At 60.3% G+C, this 22606-nt stretch carries 17 protein-coding genes and 2 pseudogenes; 4 read left to right on the top strand and 15 right to left on the bottom strand.

The window, feature by feature from the left end:
- Positions 1-173: 173 nt before the first annotated feature.
- Positions 174-563, bottom strand: coding sequence for a type II toxin-antitoxin system VapC family toxin (locus IP79_RS11830; RefSeq protein WP_054119519.1), 390 nt, complete (start codon positions 561-563; stop codon positions 174-176).
- The gene (locus IP79_RS11825; protein WP_054119518.1) at positions 560-805 is read right to left on the bottom strand and encodes an AbrB/MazE/SpoVT family DNA-binding domain-containing protein; all 246 of its coding nucleotides are present in this window, start codon (positions 803-805) and stop codon (positions 560-562) included. Before IP79_RS11825 ends, IP79_RS11830 begins: the two co-directional genes overlap by 4 nt.
- 134 nt (positions 806-939) lie before the next feature.
- Between IP79_RS11825 and IP79_RS11820 the strand changes: the two are divergent.
- Positions 940-1731: pseudogene (locus IP79_RS11820) on the top strand (recombinase family protein).
- A 17-nt stretch (positions 1732-1748) separates the two neighbouring features.
- Here IP79_RS11820 and ligD read toward each other — a convergent pair.
- From ligD to IP79_RS11805, 3 genes are all read right to left on the bottom strand, one after another.
- The gene (gene ligD / locus IP79_RS11815) at positions 1749-4265 is read right to left on the bottom strand and encodes a DNA ligase D (RefSeq protein ID WP_054119517.1); all 2517 of its coding nucleotides are present in this window, start codon (positions 4263-4265) and stop codon (positions 1749-1751) included.
- Between the two features lie 9 nt (positions 4266-4274).
- Positions 4275-5171 (bottom strand): Ku protein, encoded by an 897-nt coding sequence (locus IP79_RS11810; protein WP_054119516.1) that lies wholly within the window; start codon positions 5169-5171, stop codon positions 4275-4277.
- Positions 5172-5264: 93 nt separating this feature from the next.
- On the bottom strand, positions 5265-7568 hold the full coding sequence (locus IP79_RS11805; RefSeq protein ID WP_054119515.1) for an FdhF/YdeP family oxidoreductase: 2304 nt from the start codon (positions 7566-7568) through the stop codon (positions 5265-5267).
- Between the two features lie 224 nt (positions 7569-7792).
- Here IP79_RS11805 and fdhD point away from each other — a divergent pair, with 224 nt between their 5' ends.
- Positions 7793-9154, top strand: a complete 1362-nt coding sequence (gene fdhD / locus IP79_RS15800; RefSeq protein ID WP_082337195.1) for a formate dehydrogenase accessory sulfurtransferase FdhD — start codon at positions 7793-7795, stop codon at positions 9152-9154.
- Between the two features lie 45 nt (positions 9155-9199).
- Here the strand turns inward: fdhD and IP79_RS11790 are convergent.
- From IP79_RS11790 to IP79_RS15910, 10 genes and pseudogenes are all read right to left on the bottom strand, one after another.
- A pseudogene (locus tag IP79_RS11790) lies at positions 9200-10879 on the bottom strand (HAD family hydrolase); the annotation flags it as partial.
- Between the two features lie 211 nt (positions 10880-11090).
- Entirely contained in the window at positions 11091-11675 is a 585-nt protein-coding gene (locus IP79_RS11785) for a DUF1989 domain-containing protein (RefSeq protein WP_156318326.1), read from the bottom strand.
- The gene (gntA, locus tag IP79_RS11780) at positions 11672-12340 is read right to left on the bottom strand and encodes a guanitoxin biosynthesis heme-dependent pre-guanitoxin N-hydroxylase GntA (RefSeq protein ID WP_197273809.1); all 669 of its coding nucleotides are present in this window, start codon (positions 12338-12340) and stop codon (positions 11672-11674) included. Before gntA ends, IP79_RS11785 begins: the two co-directional genes overlap by 4 nt.
- Before the next feature lie 277 nt (positions 12341-12617).
- On the bottom strand, positions 12618-12848 hold the full coding sequence (locus tag IP79_RS15535) for a catalase (protein ID WP_156318327.1): 231 nt from the start codon (positions 12846-12848) through the stop codon (positions 12618-12620).
- 169 nt (positions 12849-13017) lie between these two features.
- Complete coding sequence (locus IP79_RS11775) at positions 13018-14625, bottom strand: FAD-NAD(P)-binding protein (RefSeq protein ID WP_082337193.1); 1608 nt, start codon at positions 14623-14625, stop codon at positions 13018-13020.
- Positions 14626-14747: 122 nt separating this feature from the next.
- Positions 14748-15878, bottom strand: coding sequence for a hybrid sensor histidine kinase/response regulator (locus tag IP79_RS11770; protein ID WP_054119508.1), 1131 nt, complete (start codon positions 15876-15878; stop codon positions 14748-14750).
- Positions 15875-16441 carry a chemotaxis protein CheB gene (locus tag IP79_RS11765; RefSeq protein ID WP_054119507.1) on the bottom strand — a complete coding sequence of 189 codons (567 nt, stop codon included), beginning with the start codon at positions 16439-16441 and terminating at the stop codon, positions 15875-15877. The genes IP79_RS11770 and IP79_RS11765 overlap by 4 nt, the downstream gene beginning before the upstream one ends.
- Positions 16438-17274, bottom strand: coding sequence for a CheR family methyltransferase (locus IP79_RS11760; protein ID WP_054119521.1), 837 nt, complete (start codon positions 17272-17274; stop codon positions 16438-16440). Before IP79_RS11760 ends, IP79_RS11765 begins: the two co-directional genes overlap by 4 nt.
- Entirely contained in the window at positions 17259-20729 is a 3471-nt protein-coding gene (locus IP79_RS11755) for a response regulator (RefSeq protein WP_197273808.1), read from the bottom strand. Before IP79_RS11755 ends, IP79_RS11760 begins: the two co-directional genes overlap by 16 nt.
- A gap of 229 nt (positions 20730-20958) precedes the next feature.
- On the bottom strand, positions 20959-21105 hold the full coding sequence (locus IP79_RS15910) for a helix-turn-helix transcriptional regulator (RefSeq protein WP_420705630.1): 147 nt from the start codon (positions 21103-21105) through the stop codon (positions 20959-20961).
- On the opposite strand from IP79_RS15910, the gene IP79_RS11750 reads away from it, so the two are divergent.
- Together IP79_RS11750 and IP79_RS11745 are read left to right on the top strand one after the other, a co-directional pair.
- Positions 21104-22174 (top strand): type-F conjugative transfer system secretin TraK, encoded by a 1071-nt coding sequence (locus tag IP79_RS11750; RefSeq protein ID WP_233994188.1) that lies wholly within the window; start codon positions 21104-21106, stop codon positions 22172-22174. The genes IP79_RS15910 and IP79_RS11750 overlap by 2 nt on opposite strands.
- Positions 22171-22506: a hypothetical protein gene (locus IP79_RS11745; RefSeq protein WP_197273807.1), complete on the top strand. Its 336-nt coding sequence runs from the start codon at positions 22171-22173 to the stop codon at positions 22504-22506. The genes IP79_RS11750 and IP79_RS11745 overlap by 4 nt, the downstream gene beginning before the upstream one ends.
- Positions 22507-22606: the final 100 nt, after the last annotated feature.

The following is a 22606-nucleotide window of genomic DNA, read 5'->3' as shown; positions in this document are numbered from 1 at the left end:
CATAGATCCCCCAACTGCCTGCTCACTCGTAGAATAGGCGAAGCGTGAATTACCGTTAAGGGGTCGATTTGCGAATTTCCGCTTTCGGCGAGAAACCCGTTGAAGCTGCCAGGCAGGATTGTGGCGGCGCAACACCAGTGAGATGGCAACCGCCCTGCCCTCGCCTCTGGAAATCATCGAATAGCGACGACCTTGGTTTTGACGGCATCGGCGACCCCCTTCCAGCTCTGATCACTGGTCCAAGCCGGAAGACCATCGCGTTGCGCCAGCGCAAGGCAGAAGCGGTCGCCGAGCGATAGCCCGTGATCGGCAGTGACGGCCCGCAACCGCCCCGCCATTTGAGCCAGTGCCTTATCCGTCGGCACAATCGTCATCGGCAGTGGATCGAGCATGGCATCGACCTCGCGCTCAGGCATGCCAAGATGGATGAAGTGGGTGACCACCTCGGCATAGTTGATCGTGCATATCCGGGCGTCTGCTATTGCTCCTGCGACTTTGTTGGCACCCTTCTCTCCCTTCAGCATGGCGATGAGGGCGGAGGCGTCCAGTACGATCTCGCTCACTCCCCGCTGTCCTCGCGACGCTTGACCAAGAAAGCCGCGACAGAGGCTTCCGGGTTTCCTTCAGTGTACTGCTTCGCCAAAGCCTGAGCGCGGGCCACAGCCTGAGCGGCGGTTCGCAGAACCAGGCCATCCGGCGTCTCATCCAGATAGACCGCGCCGCCGCCGACAAGCCCGAGCCGCTTTCGGATGTCAGCCGGAAGGCTCATCCGGCCATTGGGCGTGATGTTGACTTGGATTGTCATGCCGGCTCCGACTCCTGCTGAATTGGTCGAGGGCAACACTCTAGCCGGGGAGCCCCTGGAATTCAACAAAATGCAAACTTAGGCATAAGCTAGCGAAGTTGCCACCTGAACGCTTGCGTGGCATAGCCACCTCAATGCGCCTCAACGAGCGGTTACCACCATCAGAGGCGCCCATCTGCAACAGCAATGGAGCCTTGCCGATGGTTGTCCGAAAGGAATCGCTCATCGGACACATTCTGGCGGCCAGCGGTCATTCCCCCCTTCCCTCCGCAAATCCGGCTTGCCCGCTCTCTCATCAAGGTGGTCCGCTTTATTTTCTCACACAAGGGCCTCATCCGTTACAAATGACCAACACCCTCATCGGCTATGCCCGCTGCTCGACCGATAAGCAGGATCTCACCGCCCAGCGCCGGGCGCTGATCGAACTCGGCGTCCCCAAGGACCGCATCTACACCGACCACGGCTTGACCGGCCGCAACCGCGACCGCCCCGGCCGCGCCTAGGCGTTGGCCGCGGTCCGCGCCGGCGAGACGTTGGTCGTACCCAAGCTCGATCGCCTTGCCCGGTCCGTGCCCGATGCCCGAGCGATCACAGACGAGTTGGAGAAGCGAGGCGTGAGCCTCGCGCTGGGCAAGCAGGTTTACGACCCCAATGATCCCATGGGCCGAATGTTCTTCAACATCCTCGCCACCTTCGCCGAGTTCGAAAGCGACCTGATCCGGCTGCGCACCCGCGAAGGCATGAAGATCGCCCGCGATAAGGGCAAGTTCCGCGGCAAGCCGCCCAGACAAGTAAGCGGCATGTCTGCTTTGCGCGCCTTTCGCAAAATTCCTGCCCTTCAGTTTTCGACCCCAAAGCAGACTAAACTCAGAGGGGTGCCAGAAAGTTGCTGCGCTTTGCTCTTTACGGCTTTCTGGAGCGCCTAGCGTCGGCACCTTGTGCGTTACACTGTAGGGAGCGACTGCGCAGCAAAGCCCCAACCCTTCAACGTCGGCGACCTAGAGCGTTCAAGCAGCGCGTCAGCATCGCCGATCGCAAACGGATGGGCGTTATCGAAGCCGGCAAGCTCGTTCCATGCAATCGGAACCGCGATGGGCGCGCCGGCGCGTGCGCGGGCGGAAAATGGCACCACTGCAGTCGCGCCGCGCTGATTGCGAAGCCAGTCGATGAAGATCTTTCCGGTGCGCTTGGCCTTGCTCATGTTGCCGGTGAAGCGGTCCGGCGCGGCGAGCGACAAGGCTTCGGCAAACCGCCGGGCGAAGTCCTTGTGCGTCTCCCAATTATGCCCCGGGGTGAGCGGCACGACCACATGCACGCCCTTTCCTCCTGACAGCATTGCAAAGCTGATCAGACCCAGATCAGCGAGATGCGCGCGAATGTCAGTTGCGGCGCGCTTGACGTCTTCGAAGCCGAGGCCCTCGTCGGGATCGAGATCGAAGATCATGCGCTCGGGCTGATCGATCGCGTCAACCCGCGACCCCCAGGCGTGAAACTCGATCGTGCCCATTTGCACGCATTGCAGGATGCCGCGCTGGTCGGTGACGAATAAATAGTCCTCGCTCCCGCCGTCTTTTTCAAGGATCGGGACATGCTGCACTGCATCGCCGAGCGCGCCGCTATCGTGTTTCTGGAAAAAGCATTTGCGCGCGCGCCCCTGCGGACAACGAACTAGACTGATCGGCCGTTCGGCGACGAAGGGCAGCATGGCGGGCGCTATGGCCGCATAGTAATCGGCAAGTTCGCCTTTGGTCTGGCCGGTATCGGGAAAGATCACACGGTCACGGCTGGTAATGTCGACGTTGCTGACAGGGGCGAGCAAAGACGCGGGGGTTTCGGAAGTGACCTCGCGCGCGGGCTTGTCGCCGCGCAGCCCGACGAAGCTGGCGTGACGCACCCGCCCTTGGGCCGTGAATTCGGCAAAGGCGATCTCGGCGACCAATTCCGGCTTGACCCAAGTGACGCCCCGTGCGGCCGTGCGATCGACGTCGAGCGGCGGCGTTTTGCGCTCCAGCCGTTTCAGACGCGCCGCCATGCGGCCCAGTTCCTCGTCGCCGAAACCAGTGCCGACATTGCCTTTGTAAACCAGCGAACCGTCTTCATGTTGGGCCAGCAGCAGCGAGGCAAAGGGGCGCGCCTTCGTGTTGGAGGCCTTCCATCCGACGATCACGAATTCGTGTCGCCGGATGCATTTGACCTTCACCCAGCTGTGGCTGCGCTTGTGCAGGTAAGGCGCGTCGATCGATTTGGAGATGATGCCTTCCTGTCCAGCACCGCACATGGCTCGCAGAAGTTGTTCACCCGCGCCAATGACATGGTCGGCAACATTGATTGGGGGTTCCGCGGAAGCGAGCAGCGCTTCGAGCCTTTCCTTGCGCTCGATATTGGCAAGCCCGGTCAGATCCTCTCCGTCCGCCTCAAGCAAATCGAAGGCGTAGAACGCGAGGGCGTCGTCCGGCCCCTGTGCGCCGCGACCGCGTTTGAGGAGGGCCTGCAACGCCGAGAAATCGGGATTGCCGATGGCATCATGCGCGACAATCTCGCCATCGATCAGCGCCGACGGCAGATCAAGCGCGGCGATTGCCGCAGCCAGCGGGGCAAACTTGTCGGTCCAATCCTGGCCGGAGCGGGTGAAGACCCTCACATCCTCGCCCTTGGCAGCGATCAGCGCGCGGTATCCATCGAACTTGATCTCGTGCATCCAGCCGTTGCCGGTCGGCACCGCATCGACCAGTGTGGCCAGCTGCGGCGCGCGAAATCCGGGCCGTTTGGAGGAACCGCGCCGATGGGGGCGTTTCGCGCCGGGCTTGCCGGCCTTTGCCATGCTTGCGGCAACGTCTTTTTCATCGGCGGGGGCTGATGCGGCGCTACCTTGGTTGCCAGCGGCAATCTCGGCCATCGATCGACCTGTCAGCACGCTGGTAAGGTTCTGCTCGACCAATGCTTCATCGGCTGCGGCATGATCGTCGTTGATCTTGCGGAGCAACCAGTTCTCGCGTTTTTCGCCCGGCCTTGGCTTCAACCGGATCAGCAGCCATTCGCCCTTCATCCGCTCGCCATCGAGCGTGAAATGGAGATGCCCGTCGTCCAGATCGGCGGCGCTCTTGCCCGCGATCGGTGCCCACGTGCCGCGATCCCACAGCATCACCGTGCCACCGCCATATTCCTTGGCCGGGATCGCGCCTTCGAACTCCGCATAGGAAAGCGGGTGATCCTCGGTGCGAACCGCCAAGCGTTTGATGGCAGGATCGCGGCTTGGCCCCTTGGTAACCGCCCAGCTCTTGAGCACGCCGTCGATCTCGAGCCGCAGGTCCCAGTGCAGCCGCGAGGCGGCGTGTTTCTGGATGATGAAACGATTGCCGCCTGCCCCCGCTTTGGCAGGCACCTCGCCCTTCGGTTCGGCGGTCCTGGTGAAATCGCGCTTGGCGTTGTAGGTTGCGAGCGGATCGGAACGCTTGCCCATACCCCAAACTCAGGCCCGCTTGCGCGGCGTGCCCGATGTTTTCGATTTGGCGGCAGCCTTGCTGGGCGTTTTGGCCGAAGACTTGGCGGGCTGCTTGGACTTTGCCGATCCTGCGCCTTTTGCCCCCACCGATTTCTTGAGCGCGGTCATCAGGTCCACGACATTGCTGCCGGCAGACGAAGTATCACCTGCGTCTTCGATGATCGCCCGGCCGGTTTTGGACTTGGCCTTCTTGTCGATCAGCTCGCGCAGAGCGTCGACATAGCGGTTCTTGAACTCGCTGGCGTCGAATGGCGCGGTGCGCTTGTCGATCAGCGTTGTGGCAAGGTCGAGCAGTTCGGCATCGGGCGCAGTATCGTCGATGTCGCTGAAGAACGATCGACCCTGCCGCACTTCGTCGGCATAGCGCAGCGTTTCCAGCAACAAGCCCTTACCGCACGGCTTCAAGGCCACCAGTTTCTCGCTGCCGCGGACCGAAAGCTGGCCCAGCGCGACTTTGCGCGCCTTTCGCAGCGCCTCGCGCAGCACCACGAAGGCTTCTTCTGCCAGCTCGTCCTTGGGGGCGACGTAATAGGGCTTTTCGAAATAGAGCGGATCGATCTCATCAGCGTCGACGAACTGGACCAGTTCGAGCGTACGTTTGCTTTCGATCTTCACCGCTTCGATCTCGCGCTCTTCCAACAGGACATAGCTGCCCTTCTCGACCTCGAAGCCCTTGATGATTTCATCGCGGTCGATCGCGCCGATGCCGGGAACGACCTTTTCATAGGCGATCCGCTTGCCACTGGGTTTGTGGATCTGGTTGAACCGGATCTGTGCGCCCGATTTCGTGGCCGAGAAGACCTCGACCGGGATCGAAACCAGCGCCAGGCGTATCTGGCCAGACCAATAGGCGCGTGCTGCCATGCTCAATCCCCTTTAAACACCGGCCGTGCGACGGCGCTCCCAGCGCAAAGCCGGGTGAAATTAGACCACCTTCATCTCACAATCCACAGTTTGCTAGAGGGGGTGGATCCTTACGGGCACGGATTTGGAGGCCGGTGTCTTCGATGTCTCGTCATGGTGCGTGATCGGCACCAGCACATTGCATTCGGGATAATAGCCCGCAATCGTGCCGCGCGGAAGATTGTACGCGACAAGCGTCAAACCGCCCAGAACGCGCTCGACATCATCGCCGTCGTAGTCCGAGACGAGTTTTACCTTATCGCCATCAGCGAGCCCCGCCTCGGCAATGTCAGTGGGATTCATCAGCACGACATCGCGGGTACCTTCGATCCCGCGGAACCGGTCGGAATACCCGTAAATAGTCGTATTGAACTGATCGTTGGAGCGCATCGTCAGCAAGCGATAGCGTCCAGGCTTGTCCGCAAAGCCATGTGCGCTCAGCCGGGAGGGTGTGGTGATCTCCGCCTTGCCGCTGTCAGTGTTCCACACCCGCTGCGCCGCGTCATTCACGCGCCAGAACCCGCCGGGCTGGAATATCCGTTTGTTGAAGTCGCGAAAATCGACAGGGTAGGTGGCTTCGATCAGATCGCGCACGAGCGAATAGTCGCCCGTCCACTCGTCCCATTTGAGCTTGGGATTGGGGGCGAGCGTCGCCTTGGCGATGCCTGCCACGATCGCAAGTTCGCTTTTCAGGTGCTCCGATGCAGGTAGACGATGGCCGATCGATCCGCTGATCATCGAAAAGCTGTCTTCGCTCGTCACGGCCTGATTGCCGGAGGCCTGCTCGTCGACCTCGGCTCGGCCAAGGCATGGCAGGATATAGGCGGCCTTGCCCGGATAAAGATGGCTGCGGTTGAGCTTGGTGGAGACCATCACAACCAGATCCTGCGCGGCCCAGCCTTGCTCCATGCGTTGCTGGTCGGGGACAGCGCGCACCAGATTTCCGCCGAGTGAAATAATGCCGCGCACCTTGCGGTCGATCAAGCCCTGCACCGCGTCGACCACATGCATCCCGTCCTTGGTCGGCGGGTCGAAATCGAACTGCGCCTTCAGCCGTTCCAGTGGCACGAAATGCGCCTTTTCCGCGACCCCGACGGTGCGCTGGCCCTGCACGTTCGAATGGCCGCGCACGGGGCAGCAGCCTGTGCCGGGCCGCCCGATATTCCCGCGGAGAAGCAATAAGTTGACCAGCATCGCAATGTTGAGAGCGCCATGAGCATGCTGGGTGAAGCCCATTCCATAGACGCCGATCACTTTTTCAGCCTGAATGTAGACCATGGCCGCATCGCGCAGTGCGGCTTCAGTCAACCCGCTGGCCTGCTCGATGTCGGCCCACCCGGTTGCCCGGCAGCAGGCGACGAATTCGCCAAAGCCGGTGGTGTGCTCTGCGACGAAAGCATGATCGATGACCGCGTCCCACCCTTTTTCGCGCGCGCGATCGTCGACCTCGACCACAACCTTGCACAGACCGAGGATCGCCGCCACGTCGCCTCCCGATTGCACCTGATGGTATTGGTCGGAGATGATCGTCTCCTTTCCCGTCATCATCGCCAGAGGATTTTGCGGATCCACGAAGGACACCAGCCCCTGCTCGATCACCGGATTAAAGGTGACGATCTTGCCGCCGCGGTCTTTCAAATCTTTAAGATTGTGCAGGAAACGCGGGCTGTTGGTTCCGGGGTTCTGCCCGAAGAAGAAGTAGCAGTCGGTCTCGTCCAGATCGGCAAACGTCACCGTGCCGACAGGGGATCCGATCACCTTCTTCAATCCAACCGAAGTGGTCTCATGACACATGTTCGAGCTTTGCGGCAGGTTGTTGTTGCCATAGGCGCGCGCCATTAGGGAATAGAGATAACTCGCCTCCAGCCCGGCATGGCCTGATGCGTAGAACACCACATCATCGCGCGGCAGATCGCGCAAGATGGCGCCGATGTCGTTGAAAGCGTCGTCCCATTCGACTGCGACATAGCGGTCCGATGCGGCATCGTATTTCAGCGGATGCGTGAGCCGGCCCGACTTTTCGAGTTCGTGATCCGACCACTCACGTAGAGCGGTGACGGTGTGGGGCTCCTCGGCGAAAAACGCCGGGGTGCAGCGGTCGCTCGTCAATTCCCACAGCGTGGCCTTGGCGCCGTTTTCGCAAAATTCGAAGGCCGAATAGTTTGCCGGCTTGGGCCACGCACACGATACGCACATCACGCCCTTGGGCTTGTTGAGCCTGCGCAAGCTGTCGAGCGCGCCGGGCGATGCCGATGTCTCGGCATAGATGCTCGCAATGCCTTTCATCGAGCCCCAGCCACCCGCCGGGCCCGGCGAATGCGGCAGATCATTGATGTCTTTTGTCGTGTCGTCGGGCACCTGACGCTCCTTACCCGCGCTTGGTCAAACGCCTGTTGTTACCAACCACACAAGGCCGTCGATAGACCAGTTCAGCAGCGAACAATCTGCTTGTAAATCTTTGCTTTTGCGAATGATGACGGTGTCCGAGCCAATTTGCAATTCGCATCGTTGATCCGCAGCGGCTACGGCGCAACCTGCAACCTTCAGGTGCCAAGTGCAACCGTCGCCTAGGAGCATGGATCGTGAAGCCTCCCCCATCCCGGATCTTGGGTGCAATTCTGGCAGGTGGTCGCAGCGTGCGGTTCGGGTCGGACAAGGGCGCAGCGCTGTGGCAGGGGCAAAGCCTGCTGGACCATGTGCGCATGGCCTTGGCCGCCCAATGCGACGACATCGTGGTGTGTGCGGGCGAAAACCGGGCGCTAGGTGACGGGTTGCCGTTGCTCGCAGATCATCCCGAACCTGACCTTGGCCCCCTGGGCGGCCTGTGCGCCGCGCTGATCCATGCGCGCGCCTCCGGGTTCGATGCTGTGCTGACCGCGCCTGTCGACGCTCTGCCGGTGCCTGACAACCTGCTCGGGTTGCTGGCCGGCGAAGGCGCGGCGGTTGTGGAGTCCCACTGGCTCTTCGGTCTGTGGCCCAGTGATCTGGCGCCGTTCCTCGAACCCCATTTGCGCGCGGGCAAGCGGTCGGTCCTGTCTTGGGTTGAGGCCTGCAGCGCACGGCAGGTCCGTCTTCCCGGCCCGCCGCCGTTGAACGTCAATACGCCCGCGATTCTGGCAGCCTTGGAACAGGGCTCGGCACTGGGCGGGGCGGTCGAGGTTCATGCGATGCGCGAACTCGATTTTGCAACGTTGGCCGTGCGGGAAATTGCCCGGATCGTGCCAGTCGAAACGCCTGTGGCGATCGAATTCAACGGTATCGGATATGCTGTGATGATGGCCACCCCGACCGATCTTGAAGACTTTGTTTCAGGCTTTGCACTGTCGGAGGGCCTTGCCCGGCCACAGGAAATCGAGGCGTTGCATCTGCATCAGACCTGCGGCGGCTGGGTTGCGCGCGCGAACCTGCCGGCGCGCAGCCTGCCGCGCCTGCTCGAACGCGCCCGGACGCGCGTATCGGAAAGCAGTTGCGGCATCTGCGGCATCGATTCGATTGCGGCAGCCCTTGCACCGCTCGATCCGGTGGAGGCTGAACCGCTGCGACTTGCACCCGCTGCCATTCACAAGGCGCTGACTGTCTTGCGCGATCACCAGCGGGTCGGAGCTGCGACAGGCGCCGCCCATGCCGCCGCGTTCTGCTCGCCTGACGGGGACATAATCCTGCTGCGCGAGGATGTCGGGCGGCATAATGCGCTCGACAAGCTGGTGGGTGCCATGGGTCGGCAGAACATCGACCGGCGCGCCGGATTTGCTTTGCTTTCAGCACGTTGCAGCCAGGAACTGGTCGAAAAGACGGTCCGTGCGGGCATTCCTGTCCTGATCACGATCAGTGCGCCGTCGAGCCTCGCCATTGCGCGAGCAAGAGAAGGTCGGCTGACACTGCTGGCGCTGGCGCGGAATGACAGTGTGCTGGTTGTCAACGATCCGCACGGGGTGTTCGATTGAGCAACAGGTGCTTACGCTCGCGCCCCACGGGTCAGGGGGCAAGACATCAAGCAGGTGGCCATGGCTTGCGATAGCGCGGGCGCGAACATGAGCCGTATCAAGCGAACGGTGCAACATCTGCACGCTCGCCGCGTCCTTGAAGAACCAGCTGCATTTGAAGGCGTTCTGATCGTAGTGCGGTTGCAGCTGGAGCCCGGCGATCGGCACAGCGGCACGGCGAACGACATCGGGCTGCCATTCGTTGCTCACATCGCACAGATAACTCTCATCTTGAACCAGCACACCCGATGCGGGCCAGTAGATGCGGGTGCCGACATCGGTGATCCAGACCGCAGGATCGGGCAGATCCCACTGCCGCATGATGCGGCGCGCTTCGACAAGTGAGCGCCCGGTCGCGATCACGAAGGTGATTTCGGGGCGCCGATCGAGCATCTCTCTGAAGGACGCCACACCCTCGGCGCAGCCGGTCAGGGTGTTGTCGAGGTCGCATGCAAGCAGGCGGCGCGATCGTTCGGCGCGAACCCATTTCGGCGCGCGGGCGATGGCGGGCGCCGTCAGATGGCGTGCAATCTTGACGAAGTGCGCGGCATAGGCAGTCCAGGTGTAGGTCTTGGCATTCTCGGCGCCATTGGCCGAACACTGATCCCAATAGGCATGGTCGGTCAGCAAACGGCGGACTGCGCCTGCTATTTCGGCAGGTGAGCGCGGATCGACGAGGTCGCCATGCGCCAGCTCGGAAACCGTATCGACCGTTCCGCCATTGCGGGTCGCCACCACGGGTAACCCATAGGACGCAGCCTCAACGATCGTCAGCCCGTAGGGTTCGATAAGTGCCGGATTGACGAACACGCCCCGGCTTGCTGCGGCAAGCTGGTAAAGCCCGGCAACGTCCTCTTCGTCATGAGTCTTGGGATAAGCCACGCTCCCGTAAAGGTCGTGCCGATCGATCAGGTCGAGCATGTTGCGAAAGACTGCTGCATGTTCGCCGTCGCATTCTTCCGATTGCCTGCGCTGCCCGGCAACTATCACGAGATTGGCCATCTCCCTGAGCCGCGGATCGCTACCGAAGGCATCGATCAGCCCGGCGAGGTTCTTCTTCCAGACGGGCCGTGCAATAGCCAGAATGATCGGGCGGCCAGGCTCGCGCAGGAAAGGAGCGATCAGCGCCTCGGCTTTCGCCTTGTGATCACGCAAGAGCTTGTGCGTACCCGGTGTGATGCGGTAGATCTTGCCGATCCGGGCGCCCGGATACGCCACCAATTGACGCTCGCATTCGTCGCGGGATGAACCGATCACCGCAGCAGCATTCGCAATGGCCGCGGTTTCATGATCGATGCGGCGCCGCATGCCATCGTCCACGGCGCTCATCGTTGCGGCCTTGTCGAGACCGAGCGAATGCGCGGTGTACACGAACGGTATCCCGAAAACGCGCCCGATTGCATTGGCAACTTCGGATGCGTCCGCAAAATGGGCATGAATAATGTCGGGAAGCGTGCGCCGACTGGAGATCTCTGCGATCAGCGCCTGCGTGAAGGCAGCCCTGTCCGCCTCGAGCGCTTCCTTCGCCAGATAGCGTCTGTTGCCACTGTCAATTCGGGTGATGGAAACTTTCGGTGCAACCTGTTCGAAACGTTGCGAATGAACCGGATCGAGCAGCGGATCATCGAACAGCCGCTTGACGATTTCTGCACTGGCAACGTCGCTGCGACGCGCGACAGCGGTCATCGCTCCAAGGATGTAGGTAATATGACCGCCGGTGTCTTGAGTAATGCCATAATGAGGACGGGCACTGATACACCCACCTAAAGCAATTGACATAATTCTCATCATTACCTCACAAAAAAAGGATTGGTAATGTGTAGACGCATCGTTGTTTGACGCCGAAATATCACGCCACCCACATTTCATTCACGTAAGTGCATTTTAAACAATATGTTCAATTAGAACCTATAAAATAGTCTATCGGTTTGAAACTTCCTCCGTTGGAGGCGTACGCGGAGCAAGCAGTCAGTCCCACGATGAGATCTGTGCAGGCGCGAAAACGTATTTTGTCACCCGCGCGGCTGATCGGCGGTAGCACCGAAATCGATCCGTTTGCCGAAACGGGCACGTTCATGAAAATGTTGAAGGCCGTGGGTATCTGATCAGCAGAAATGCCGTAAGGCGCCAACGCAGCAGCAAGATTACCGAAACACCCGGGATGCACGGGCTTGTCGGGATAAAAATGCGTGAAGGTGTCACGCGAACAGGGTGTCAGGAGAAAATCGTGGCGCCCCACGTCATCCTCTTCAATGACGAGCATTTTGCGCGAACGGTTTGACCACAAGGTAGCCCCGGTCGTCAGCGCAATCGTTTCCTCGTAATCGAATGTACGGCCGTTCGAGATTGCCTCGCCATGGTCGTGAAGAGCAAAAGCGACCAGGTCACTTACTTGCATTCCTTCGGGATCGACCACCGTAAGCGTTTGATCGGATTTGATCTTGAAGGCCGCTCCAGAACGGGGGGGAATGCGGTGTGTCATGATTTGCGGGGATCCTGAAACGGGCATTGCCAGTCGTCATTGACCGCGCGACCGCTGTATTGGCGCGCCTCGCTGATTTCTCCATGACGGGCGAGCATCGGGTTTATTGAGCCATCAAGCTTCTCGTCGCGCGATAAGATAGCGGTACGCAGTTTCTCATATTTTTGCTCTTCGCGCAGACGGACGAACTGGTCGTGCAAGTTGAAGACCATGGTCGGGTACGCCATCCGGCGCGCCGCGCGCGATGCCTGCGGGTGCATCCCGACAATGAAATAGGCTTTCTCGCCGAAACTCAGTGAGAAATGGGGGTCCTCGGGATCGCTGCTAACGCCGCTCTCGTAGCGTTGGCCCAGCCACTTGTCCTTGTTCGAAAGGGATTGGACACGTTCCCACATGGCCTTTTCGAATTCCGCTTCGGTAAGGTCGCCCGGTTCCGAGAAAACCACGGCCAGACTGCGCAAGCCATGGCTATCTGTGTCATAATGCTTGCTCCAAGCAAGCAGCGCCCTGTGGATCGCCACATCGTCCCAGGCGCTGGTTAACGACCACGCGGTCACAACTTCGAGCATTCCCGAATTAGAAGCGGATTTTGCGCCGACACAGGGAAAAGCCCGGTCGTCGATGTGCGCATGCAACGCAGATACCAGTTTGTGCCTATCGACCATAACCGGGCCGGAATTGATGGGCGTGAGCAAGAACATGTCGGGGCAAAGGCGTAAGCGTTCAAAAAAGTTCCATATATCCGCAGCCGGCAAGCTGCCATGTTCCAACATTTTTGCATTAAGGGTGTACCATGGCGCGCGTCAGGCATTTACCGGTGTCGAAAGTCTGCATGGCGGAACCATGAGATTTCACTGCTCAAAATCCGAACGCAGGCAGTACATCTCGCTGGATTATGTCGAGGCTAGACTGGAAAAAATGTCGCCGGCAACTGAGCATCAGTCACAGTGGCGTTTTCCTTCCCTCAAACGGCTTTACGCCAGATCGCAGACTATAGGCTAGCAGCGCCAGTTGTGGATTGGGCCACACGAACACCGGGCGGGTGGTGCCAGCTGCCTGAAACAGCTCGGCGCGGGTCCATTTGGGGATCTTGCGGGTGACTTCGTGCCGTGCGCCAGATCCGCGGGCGTGGACGATCCGCCCAAGGATAAGCTCGTGATCGAAGCAGAAGATCTTTCATATGCGATTTCGGCATGTGTTCGAACTTCAAGAAGAGGGAAAAACCGTCCTTGTTCCGTCGCCGAGCCCGATTGCCGGCTTTTCAGGGCAGCCGGAGTTGCCCGGTTGTGGCGTCAGTGGTCCCGACCTGCCGCCTTCTTCAGAACCTTGTTGCGGGTCACAATTAAAACTGCGGCGAAAAAAACCGCCGAATGCGCGTCGGGGCGTTGATCACCATCCCCGCCATCTTCGCTCCGATCTCGGCCCCCGCTGTAATGCCCTGAACAAACGGCTGGTCGTGCAGGAGATATGGCAATGCACCCAGCGCGACCCGTCCTCGAGCCTCGCTCGGCCGCGCGAGGCTGTAATCCTCACAGACTGAAGGGATGTCTTCGCCAGCCTCCAGCAGTTGAGCCCTCAGACGGGGGAAAGGCAGATCCTTCGATTCGAGCGGCTTCTGGCCTCTTGCGTCGATAAAGACATCGAACCGATGGTCCGTTTCTCCAACGGAAATCGTTGCACCGTGATCGTCGACGTCCTTTTCGTAGTCGGAGCCCAGTTCCAGCAGCGTCATGGTTCCAGTTCGGTAAAGGGCCAGCATGCGTCTGATCGATTGCGAGGGAATGGCCGCGTAATTGTCCATGAAAACGCGGCTTAGCCCGGAATCGAAACGATCGCGGTCCGCTTCGTCGAGAGCCGGGACTATGTCCTGAAAGACCTCGTGCATCCTCAGGATCGCATACCGCCATGCGACCGTTTTGCGGTCACGCTTGTTGCGCTCGACCTCGGAGAGATTGAATTGCGCCCATCGAAAGGGGTCGTGCGCGATACGATCTGCAAAATAGGCATCGGCTATATCATCAGCGCTGCGCTCGTGCAGCGAAACCCGCGCGGCCCACCATGGGTCAGCCAATGCAATTTCCTCTGCGAACAAGCGGAAACATCGATCCAGCAATCCGCCGCTGCCCGCATCGGCTTCGGCAGCGATGGCATCAGCAGTTGCACAGGCCAGTGGTTCGTATGGGATGAGGCAGTAGAAATCTGCCTCAGGCAGGATGCCGGTGCGCGACATCAGCGTGATCTTGAGCTCAGTGCTCTCCGGATCGAGCTCGAACTCGACTGTCTCTTCGTCATCTTCGACAAAGCGGCCATGCTGTGAAACGACGGCCATGGCTGCATCGATAGCGCTCAACGAGGTGCCCATGATGCCCACACGGCACGGCGGCACTTGCGCATCCACCAGTCCCGACCATGGGCTGGGGAAATAGGCTCTGGTCGCTTCGTCCGCGTCCGGCCAGACATGGCCTGTCGCAATGGCCACCCAGTCGAAACGCAGCGGTGCTTCATCCGTGTCCGTCCAAAGCGCCACACCGTCCGAACGCGCTTCGATGTCGGTCACCCGGCAATTCTCACGGATAGTTATCGTGGTGCCCCGAATTTGAGCCTCCTCGACAAGCCAAAGCAATTGGTCGCGGAAATATTGGCCCAATAACAAGCGCGGAAGGAATTGGCGGTCATGCAGCTTGGCCTTGTCGACGCCGTAGCGGCTTAACCAATCCGCAGGCTGGCTGCGCAACCAATCCAGATACGTGGTTCCGATTGGGGGTATCTCTATGCTGGCAATGTTGGCGAGCATCAGGCGCGTGTTGGCGTCGTCATCATAGGGCATACCCACCCCGGCCCGATTTCCCTGTTCGAAAAGAGTGATCTCGATCGGCGTGGCCTTCGCGACAAGCGCTGCGATCGTGTAGATCGCCGTAGGGCCCGAGCCAACTATCCCGATGGTGCCCAATTCACTTCCCCCACTCGCTCTGACGCGGATTTATGGCTGTTACGGCAATCGTGCCAGTATGATCATCTCTGACTCCTTAGACCGAGCCCAAATTTTTGCCACGACAACCAATCGCAACGCGTTCATCTGGATTGTGGCAGCCGAACTTCGAAGACACTACCCTCGCCCAGCACGCTTTTGACGAGGCGTATTTCCCCGCTGTGGAGTTCGACCAGCTGCTTCACCAAAGCTAGCCCGATCCCCAGGCCCCCACCACTGATGCCGCGGACATTATCCGACTGCCCGAACATTTCGAAGATAATGGATTGCTGTTCTGATGGAATGCCCACGCCATTGTCCGCGACCGTTAAGATTACATGGTCGGCGTCATTCAAAATCGTCACTTCGATCCTGCCGCCGTTCGGCGTGTAGCGGGCCGCATTGCCCACGATGTTACCTACAATCTGGACAACGCGCGCCGGGTCAGCATTCAGTGTAATCTGTTCATCGGGCAGGTTTACGACGAGTTCATGGTCTCCTGCATCGATCGCCGGCTGCGCGATTTCCAGCGCGTGCGGTAGAACCTCACCGAGGTCGAGATTTTCCTTCTTAAGCGAAATCTTGCCGTGCTCAATGCGGTTGATATCGAGAAGATCGTCGATAAGCCTGGTCATATGGCGGACGTTCTGCCGCATGGATTTTTTGACGTCATCGGTGTCGAGGTCGTCCATTGGCAGTTCAAGCAGGGCAACACCAGAGGACAAGACAGCGAGCGGATTGCGCAGCTCATGCGCGAGTACGCCGAGAAACCGGTTTTTCTGGAGGTCTGCGGCTTTCAATGCCGCGGTCAAGGCGACCAGCTTATCACGCTGGGCAACGATCTGCTGACGCTGAACGAACAGATCGAGGAAAACACTCGATTTGGACCGCAGGATCGTGGGTTCGATCGGCTTCTGCATGAAGTCGACTGCGCCCGCCTCATAACCATGGAATTTGCGCGCCGCGTCTTCGCTTCCGGCGGTCAGGAATATGATAGGAATGTGCTGCGATCGCGTATTGGCGCGCATGATTTCGGCCAGCTCGAACCCGTCCATCCCGGGCATCTGTACATCGAGCAGGGCAAGCGCATATTCGTGCTCCAGAATGAGCTCGAGCGCTTCATCGCCGCCACTTGCACGGTGCAGCTCAAGGCCTTCTCGCGCCAAAAGTGCTTCCAGCGCAAGAAGGTTCTCCTCCAAGTCGTCGACCAGCAGGAACTTTGGAGTATCGGTCATTTCTCCCACATCTCCTCGAACACGGATGGCATATCTTCAAGATCGACGGTACGCGCGGTGGGGCAGGCGGCCAGTGCGACCTCGGGCATGTAGGCCACCTCCGCTGTAGCAGGGGCCTGCACGAACGCACGGCCACCTGCATCGCACACGGCACGAAGCCCTTTTGCGCCATCGTGGTTCGCCCCTGTCATGATAACCCCGGCGAGCCTTTCGGCGTACGCATCAGCCGCGCTTTCGAACAGCACATCAATGGCAGGGCGCGAATGATTGACCACCTCGTCGGACGACAGGGCAATTGTTCCGTCACTCTCGACAAGCAGATGATAATCGGGCGGCCCCATGTATATCGTGCCCGGCATGATCGGCTCCTTGTCCTCGGCCTCCTTCACGGTCAATCGGCATTTCTCGGCCAGCAACGCGACGAGCGCGTTATCACGACGGGGCGGAACATGGACGACAACGAGGATTGCCGCCGGGAAATCGGCAGGCAGCGCGGGCAGCACCTGCAACAGCGCGTGGACACCGCCCGCTGAGGCTCCGATGACGATGGCTTGGAGGCTCATCGCGCATTTCTCCGGTAGATCCGTTCCTCGCGAACGAACTCCGTGAATAGATCAGCGTGGGAGGAGAAACGCAGGCTCTCCTTTGAACCCACCCCGAGAAAGCCGCCACGCACGAGGGATTCGCCAAACAGGCCGACCGCGCGGTCCTGCAGCTCGCGGTCGAAATAGATGAGGACATTGCGGCAGCTGACGAGGTGCATCTCGCCAAAGGCAGCGTCGGTGACCAGACTATGGTCGGAGAACACGGCGCGTTCCCGCAAGGGTTTGTCGAAGACCGCCCGATCGTAATCGGCAGTGTAATATTTCGAAAGCGACGAATGGCCACCGGACAAGCGATGGTTCTCGGTAAACAACCGGATGCGATCGAGGGGGAAAATTCCGGCCTGCGCCGCACGCAAGGCCGAGGGGTTGATGTCGGTCGCATAGAAGATCGTGCGGTCGGCTAGCCCTTCCTCTTCGAACAGGATTGCCAGCGAGTAAAGCTCTTCGCCATGGCTGCAGCCGGCAACCCAAACCTTGAGCGACGGATAGGTGCGCAAATGCGGGACGACCTTTTCCCGCAGCGCGCGGAAATAGGAAGGGTCCCTGAACATTTCGCTGACCTGCACGGTAAGGTAGTTCAGGAGGCGCGGCAGCATGGTCTCATCGCGCAGAACAGCCGCCTGCATTTCCGAAATACTGTCGTATCCCCATTGCATCCGCGCCTGCAGCAGGCGCCGCTTTACTGATGCTTGCGCGTAATGGCGAAAGTCATAGTGATAGTGGCGATACACCGCATCGAGCAGCAATCGGATCTCAATATCCTCGATGCTCTCGCTCACCGCGGCATCCAGACCCGAATAAGGGACAGCAGCTTGTCGACATCGAGCGGCTTCGCCATGTAATCGTTCGCTCCCGCCTCGATGCATTTCTGCTGATCGTCGGGCATGGCCTTGGCAGTAAGCATGATGATCGGCAGCTTCTTCCAGCGAGGCTCGGCCCGGATCGCGCTTGCCGCGGTCAGGCCATCCATCACGGGCATCATCACGTCCATCAGCACCAAATCAATCGCCTTGGCGGGATCCGCTGACGCCTCAGTCAGCGCGTCAAGCGCCTCCTGGCCGTTGCGGGCGATCCGCGTCAACGCTCCGCGCGGCTCGAGGATGCTGGTGAGCGAATAGACGTTGCGGACATCGTCTTCGACAATAAGGATGCGCCGCCCTTCCAGCGCAGCATCGCGGTGGCGGGCTTTCTCGATCATCTGCCGCTGTTCAGGGGGCAGATCCGACACGACCCGGTGCAGGAACAGGGAAACCTCGTCGAGCAGACGCTCGGGCGACCTGGCGCCCTTGATGATGATCGAGCTGGAGTAGCGGCGGAGGCGCTGCTCTTCCTCGGGCGAAAGATCGCGGCCCGTGTAGACGATGACCGGCGGAAAGGTTCTGGTCTCGTCTTCGCTGAGTTCTTCGAGCAAGGAGAAACCCGATGCATCCGGAAGGGTGAGGTCGAGCACCATGCAGTCGTAATGCCCATCACGCAATTCGATGAGACATTCGGCAGCCGTGCCGACGCCGACGGTCTCGACATCCTGCGATGACAGCAATCGGCTGACCGCTTCGCGCTGGACCTGGTCATCCTCCACGATCAGCACCCGGCGCACCCGGGCCGCCAGCTTCTCCTGCAATTCGGCCAGAACCTCCGCGAGGCGTTCACGCGGGGCCGGCTTTTCAAGAAAACCGACAGCACCGAGCGCCAGCGCGGTCTGGCTCTGATCGGAGCCGGAAATGACGTGGATCGGGATGTGCCGCGTTTCCCCGTCGTGCTTCAGCCGGTCGAGGACCGTGAGACCCGACTGATCCGGCAACCCGATATCGAGAACGATCGCGTTGGGTCGATACTCGCTGGCAAGCTTGATCGCCTCCTCGGCCGTTCCCGCCAGAATGCACTGGAATCCCATTTCGCGGGCCAGATCGGCTACGATTCCGGCAAACGCGGGATCATCCTCGATCACGAGAAGGACCTGCTTGCCTTCCGACAGGTCCTGGCTATCGTCCTCCACGATCGCGAGTCTCGATGGAACCAGCTTGGACGCCGTAGCCAATGGCGGAGGTGGGATGGGCGCGCCGGGAGCGTTCTCCCGAACCTGCGCTGGCTCGCGCGGCTTGACTGTTGCGGGATCGTAGGTCGCGGGCAGGCTGACGATGAAAGTGCTACCCTTGCCAGGTTCGCTTTCCAGCCGGATGGTCCCGCCCAGCAAACGCACCAGCTCCCGAGAGATCGACAGGCCCAGCCCGGTACCCCCGAATCTGCGACTGATGGTGCCGTCAGCCTGACGGAAGGCTTCGAAGATCGCCTCGCGCTGCGACTCGGCAATGCCGATGCCCGTATCGATGACCCTGAATTCCAGTGCGCCCTTTGCGACCGAACCCATCCTCAATGTGACGCTGCCCTGCTCCGTGAACTTGATCGCGTTCGACAGGAGGTTCTTCACCACCTGCTCGAGCCGCATGCGATCGGTTTCGAACGAGGCGGGCATGTCGGGCCGAACGTCGACGACGAGCTGCAGCCCCCGCTGCTGCGCCAGCGGCTCGAACACCTTGCGCAAATCTGCGGCGAGGCGCTGGGCGGCAACCGGTGCCGCCTCGACGGTCACGTGCCCTGCCTCGATCTTCGACAGGTCGAGAATGTCATTGATCAGCGTCAGGAGATCATTGCCTGACGATTCGATAGTGCGGGCAAACTTGACCTGCTCGGTGGTAAGGTTGCCATTGGGGTTGTCGCCCAGAAGCTTGGACAGGATCAGGAGTGAATTGAGCGGCGTGCGCAATTCATGGCTCATGTTCGCGAGGAAATCTGATTTGTACTGGCTCGCCTGCTCCAGCTCCTGCGCTTTGAGCTGAAGCGTCGCAGTTGCGCGGGCCAGCTCGTCGCGCTGGACCTCCAGCGTCTGGGCCTGTTCTTCGAGCTGGCTGTTCGTCTGCTCGAGTTCCACTTGCTGGAGTTCGAGGCGCACTTGCGTTTCTTTCAGCGCGTTGCTTTGCTCTTCCAGTTCCTCGTTACTGACCCGCAGTTCCTCACTCTGGGCCTGCAACTCGCCAGCTTGCCGGCGCGATTCCTCCAACGCATCCTGCAAGCGCTCGCGGAAGCGCGCCGATCGCAGCGCGACCCCGATCGATCCGGACACGGTGTCGAGCAATTCGAGGACGAGGGGGTCAATATCGTCGAAAAAGCCGAGTTCTACGATGCCATTGACTTCGCCTTCGTAGAACAGCGGTGCGACCAAGAGGTTGCGCGGCGCGTCGCTGCCCAACGCCGATCCGATCTTCAGATATCCGTCAGGGATGTCCGAAAGCGTTGTTGCACGGGCATCGGTTGCAACCTTGCCGAGAAGGCCTTCGTTCATCCCGAAGGATTCGGGCACCGAAGTTGCGTCTGCGATGCCGAGCACGGCCGCGCGGTTGAAAATGCCTCCTTCGCCCTTGAATAGCGCACCGGCATTTGCGGCGGTTCTTTCTGAAAGGAAGGTCAGCACTGCGGCCCCCACCTGCTCGACCGTCTTGTCGCCCCGCATGACTTCGCTGAGGTCCACCTGCGCGGTCTGAAGCCAGCGCTGCCGCTCGCGGTTGCGGTCGCTTCTCGCCAGCATGATGAAAATCGCGATCGTAAGGCAGGCGCCGATCAGGCTGGAGACGATCGCGGTCACAACTGCGGCGCGCGAGGCCGCAGCAAGCGCAGCGATGCGCTTCACACGCTCGGCTTCCTCCTCCTGAACGATCTGATCGGCTATCTGCCGGATGGCATCCATCGCTCTCTTGCCGCGGTCGTCGTCGATCGCCGTGATCGCAGCAGCGAGCCCCTCCTCGCGGCGCGTGCGGATCAAGCCTTGAGCAACGCGCACTCTCCTGTCGACAGCGGCTTCGAGCGCATCCAGTCGTTCATCCCGGACGACGCCGGATTGCGTAAAGCGTTCGAGATAAGACAGGTTTTTGCGCGCATCCGCGACCCCTTGCTCATAGGGCTCGAGATATTGGTCCTCGCCGGTCAGCATGTATCCGCGTTGCCCGGTCTCGACATTCAGGGTCGCCGCCATCAAGGCTTCGAGCGCCGAGAGCACTTCATGCGTAGCGCGGATGCGTTCGTCGCTCTCCCGCATGGCATTGATGTTGAAGTATGCAGCATAAGCGGTGAGGACAAAAAACCCGACGCCAACCAGCGCACCGACGATTGATCGCGCCGTGGTTGATCCTCGGATGCCCTGCCGCGATTGGCCAATCTGCAAGATGAAGCTCCCTTTTGCCCTTCGGCTCATAGAGACACAAATCGCCTAGTATCAACTCTTTTCAAATCAGACCAAAGCGTTCTTAAGGCACAACAGATTTGAAGTAAAAAACGCTCCTTTTCCGAGAATTTCAATTTACTGTGATTTAGCGACACAATATATCTGTATATGTGAAATCGACCGCAAACAGAAGCGCAATCGCATTAATAACGTCTAGGCGCACAGAAACAGGCCAATATATCTGCGATCTCAAATTTAACTAGGATTGTGCGATTTTCTCGATCCACGCATGGATTTCTGACTCTACCCACACCGAACATTTCGGACCCAGCGAGTGGCATTTAGGAAACCGCCCTTCGCTCATTCGCTGATAGATTGCCGAGCGGCGAAGTCCGACCTTCTCCATGACCTCAGGCAGACGCAGGAGACGGAGCGGCGGCGCGCTGGCAGGCGTGATCTCGACAGAGGTGGTACTTTCTTCACGAGTTTTGGGATTTGCAGTCATAGACAGTCCAGTCGGGTTGTTGGCTCGGTCCCCTCCGAGTTTCGTTGCTTCAGCGTGTCAGCGACATAGCGATGTCGCGATTGGCGAGGTCGTCGATATGCCTGGAGAGCAGCTTGGCGACGAGCTGCGAGGTGCCGGTCGCCCAGCGTGGCCTCAGGTCATCAACCCGGAGACCGAGAGTACGATCGAGTTGCCCCGGCAAGCTGGTGATGAATTCATCAAGAAATCCCTACGCCGCAGGCACCGCGCAGCGCTCTGCTCGGCCATGCTGCTCGCTTTGGGCGCCGCCAGCGCAGAGGCAGCAGACCAGTTCCGGCAGGCCGCCGACGGCTCGAGCATCGAATGCGCGGTTTCGGCGCGCGAGCTCACCCGCTTTGCGCTGATCGACGATCAGTTTGCCAGCGTCTCCAAGATCTCGAGCGGAACGCCTTACAATGATTTCGCGGTGACCAACGAGCCGCTGCGCGGCGACATCTACGTCTCGGTCCCCGAGACCTTCGCAGCGCGTGCGATCAGCTTCTTTGCCACCACCCGCAAAGGCTATGTCTACAAGCTTGCCTGCAAGATTGAACCGATCCCGGCCGTTCAGGTCTTCATCGCCAACCCGGCCATTGCTCGGGGCAAGGCGGCGGACTGGGAGCGCGAGACCCCGCTTTCAACCAGCGCGGTGCGTCTCATCCAGGCGATGGCCAATGACCGAACGGTCGATGGCTTCGAGGTCCGGCAAGCTGCCAATCCGCCAGCACGCGTGGGCGATCTCGAGGTCCAGCTGATCGCCGATTACCGCGGCGCAGAGCTCGCCGGGAAGGTCATCCGCATCGCCAATCGCGGCGCCACGCAGGTGACCTTGGCCGAGCGCGACATTGCCCCTGCCGACACGCTGGCGGTGACCATCGTCAATCCTGTTCTCGGTCCTGGCGGCAGCACGACTGCCTTCATCGTCGGCGCGAACGGAGGGCCCGAACAATGAGCGATACGTCACCCGCTCCTGCCTCGCATGACATGCACTCCGAACACCCTGCCCCTTCGCCGGTCGCCGAGCTTAACGCCCGGACCGCGCGCCGCCAGAAGCTGCTGATGGGCGCCATCGGTACTCTCGTCCTGGTGGGCGGCAGCTGGTTCATTCTTGGCGGCGACGACAAAACCGCTGGCAGTGATCCTGACGCTGCACAGACCATCGACACTGCTGGCATCGTCAACCGCGACCTCGCCAACCGCGAGTTCGTTGCGACCTACAGCAACAGGATCGATGCGGTAACCCGCGAGCAGAAGGCGCTGCGCGATTCAAGCGTAGGCCCATAGCCGCATGGCTGCGATTCCGGACAAATCGCTAACACCTGCATGGCGGCTACCCACCCAGTTGCAGTCATCAGCGGGCTCGAGGCTGGATCCCGAAAGCCGC

The sequence above is a fragment of the Porphyrobacter sp. AAP60 genome, from assembly GCF_001296025.1.
GTDB lineage: Bacteria > Pseudomonadota > Alphaproteobacteria > Sphingomonadales > Sphingomonadaceae > Erythrobacter.
The sequence above is the reverse complement of the archived record's forward strand: the minus strand, read 5'-3'. Positions and strand labels throughout refer to the sequence as shown.

What these genes read in the sequence shown, in the direction of transcription:
- IP79_RS11825 (WP_054119518.1), bottom strand. Translation starts at nt 805, where the DNA reads ATGACAATCCAAGTCAACATCACGCCCAATGGCCGGATGAGCCTTCCG.
- ligD (WP_054119517.1), bottom strand. Translation starts at nt 4,265, where the DNA reads ATGGGCAAGCGTTCCGATCCGCTCGCAACCTACAACGCCAAGCGCGAT.
- IP79_RS11810 (WP_054119516.1), bottom strand. Translation starts at nt 5,171, where the DNA reads ATGGCAGCACGCGCCTATTGGTCTGGCCAGATACGCCTGGCGCTGGTT.
- IP79_RS11785 (WP_156318326.1), bottom strand. Translation starts at nt 11,675, where the DNA reads ATGACACACCGCATTCCCCCCCGTTCTGGAGCGGCCTTCAAGATCAAA.
- gntA (WP_197273809.1), bottom strand. Translation starts at nt 12,340, where the DNA reads ATGGTCGATAGGCACAAACTGGTATCTGCGTTGCATGCGCACATCGAC.
- IP79_RS11770 (WP_054119508.1), bottom strand. Translation starts at nt 15,878, where the DNA reads ATGACCGATACTCCAAAGTTCCTGCTGGTCGACGACTTGGAGGAGAAC.
- IP79_RS11765 (WP_054119507.1), bottom strand. Translation starts at nt 16,441, where the DNA reads ATGAGCCTCCAAGCCATCGTCATCGGAGCCTCAGCGGGCGGTGTCCAC.
- IP79_RS11755 (WP_197273808.1), bottom strand. Translation starts at nt 20,729, where the DNA reads ATGAGCCGAAGGGCAAAAGGGAGCTTCATCTTGCAGATTGGCCAATCG.
- IP79_RS11750 (WP_233994188.1), top strand. Translation starts at nt 21,104, where the DNA reads ATGACCTCAGGCAGACGCAGGAGACGGAGCGGCGGCGCGCTGGCAGGC.
- IP79_RS15910 (WP_420705630.1), bottom strand. Translation starts at nt 21,105, where the DNA reads ATGGAGAAGGTCGGACTTCGCCGCTCGGCAATCTATCAGCGAATGAGC.
- IP79_RS11745 (WP_197273807.1), top strand. Translation starts at nt 22,171, where the DNA reads ATGAGCGATACGTCACCCGCTCCTGCCTCGCATGACATGCACTCCGAA.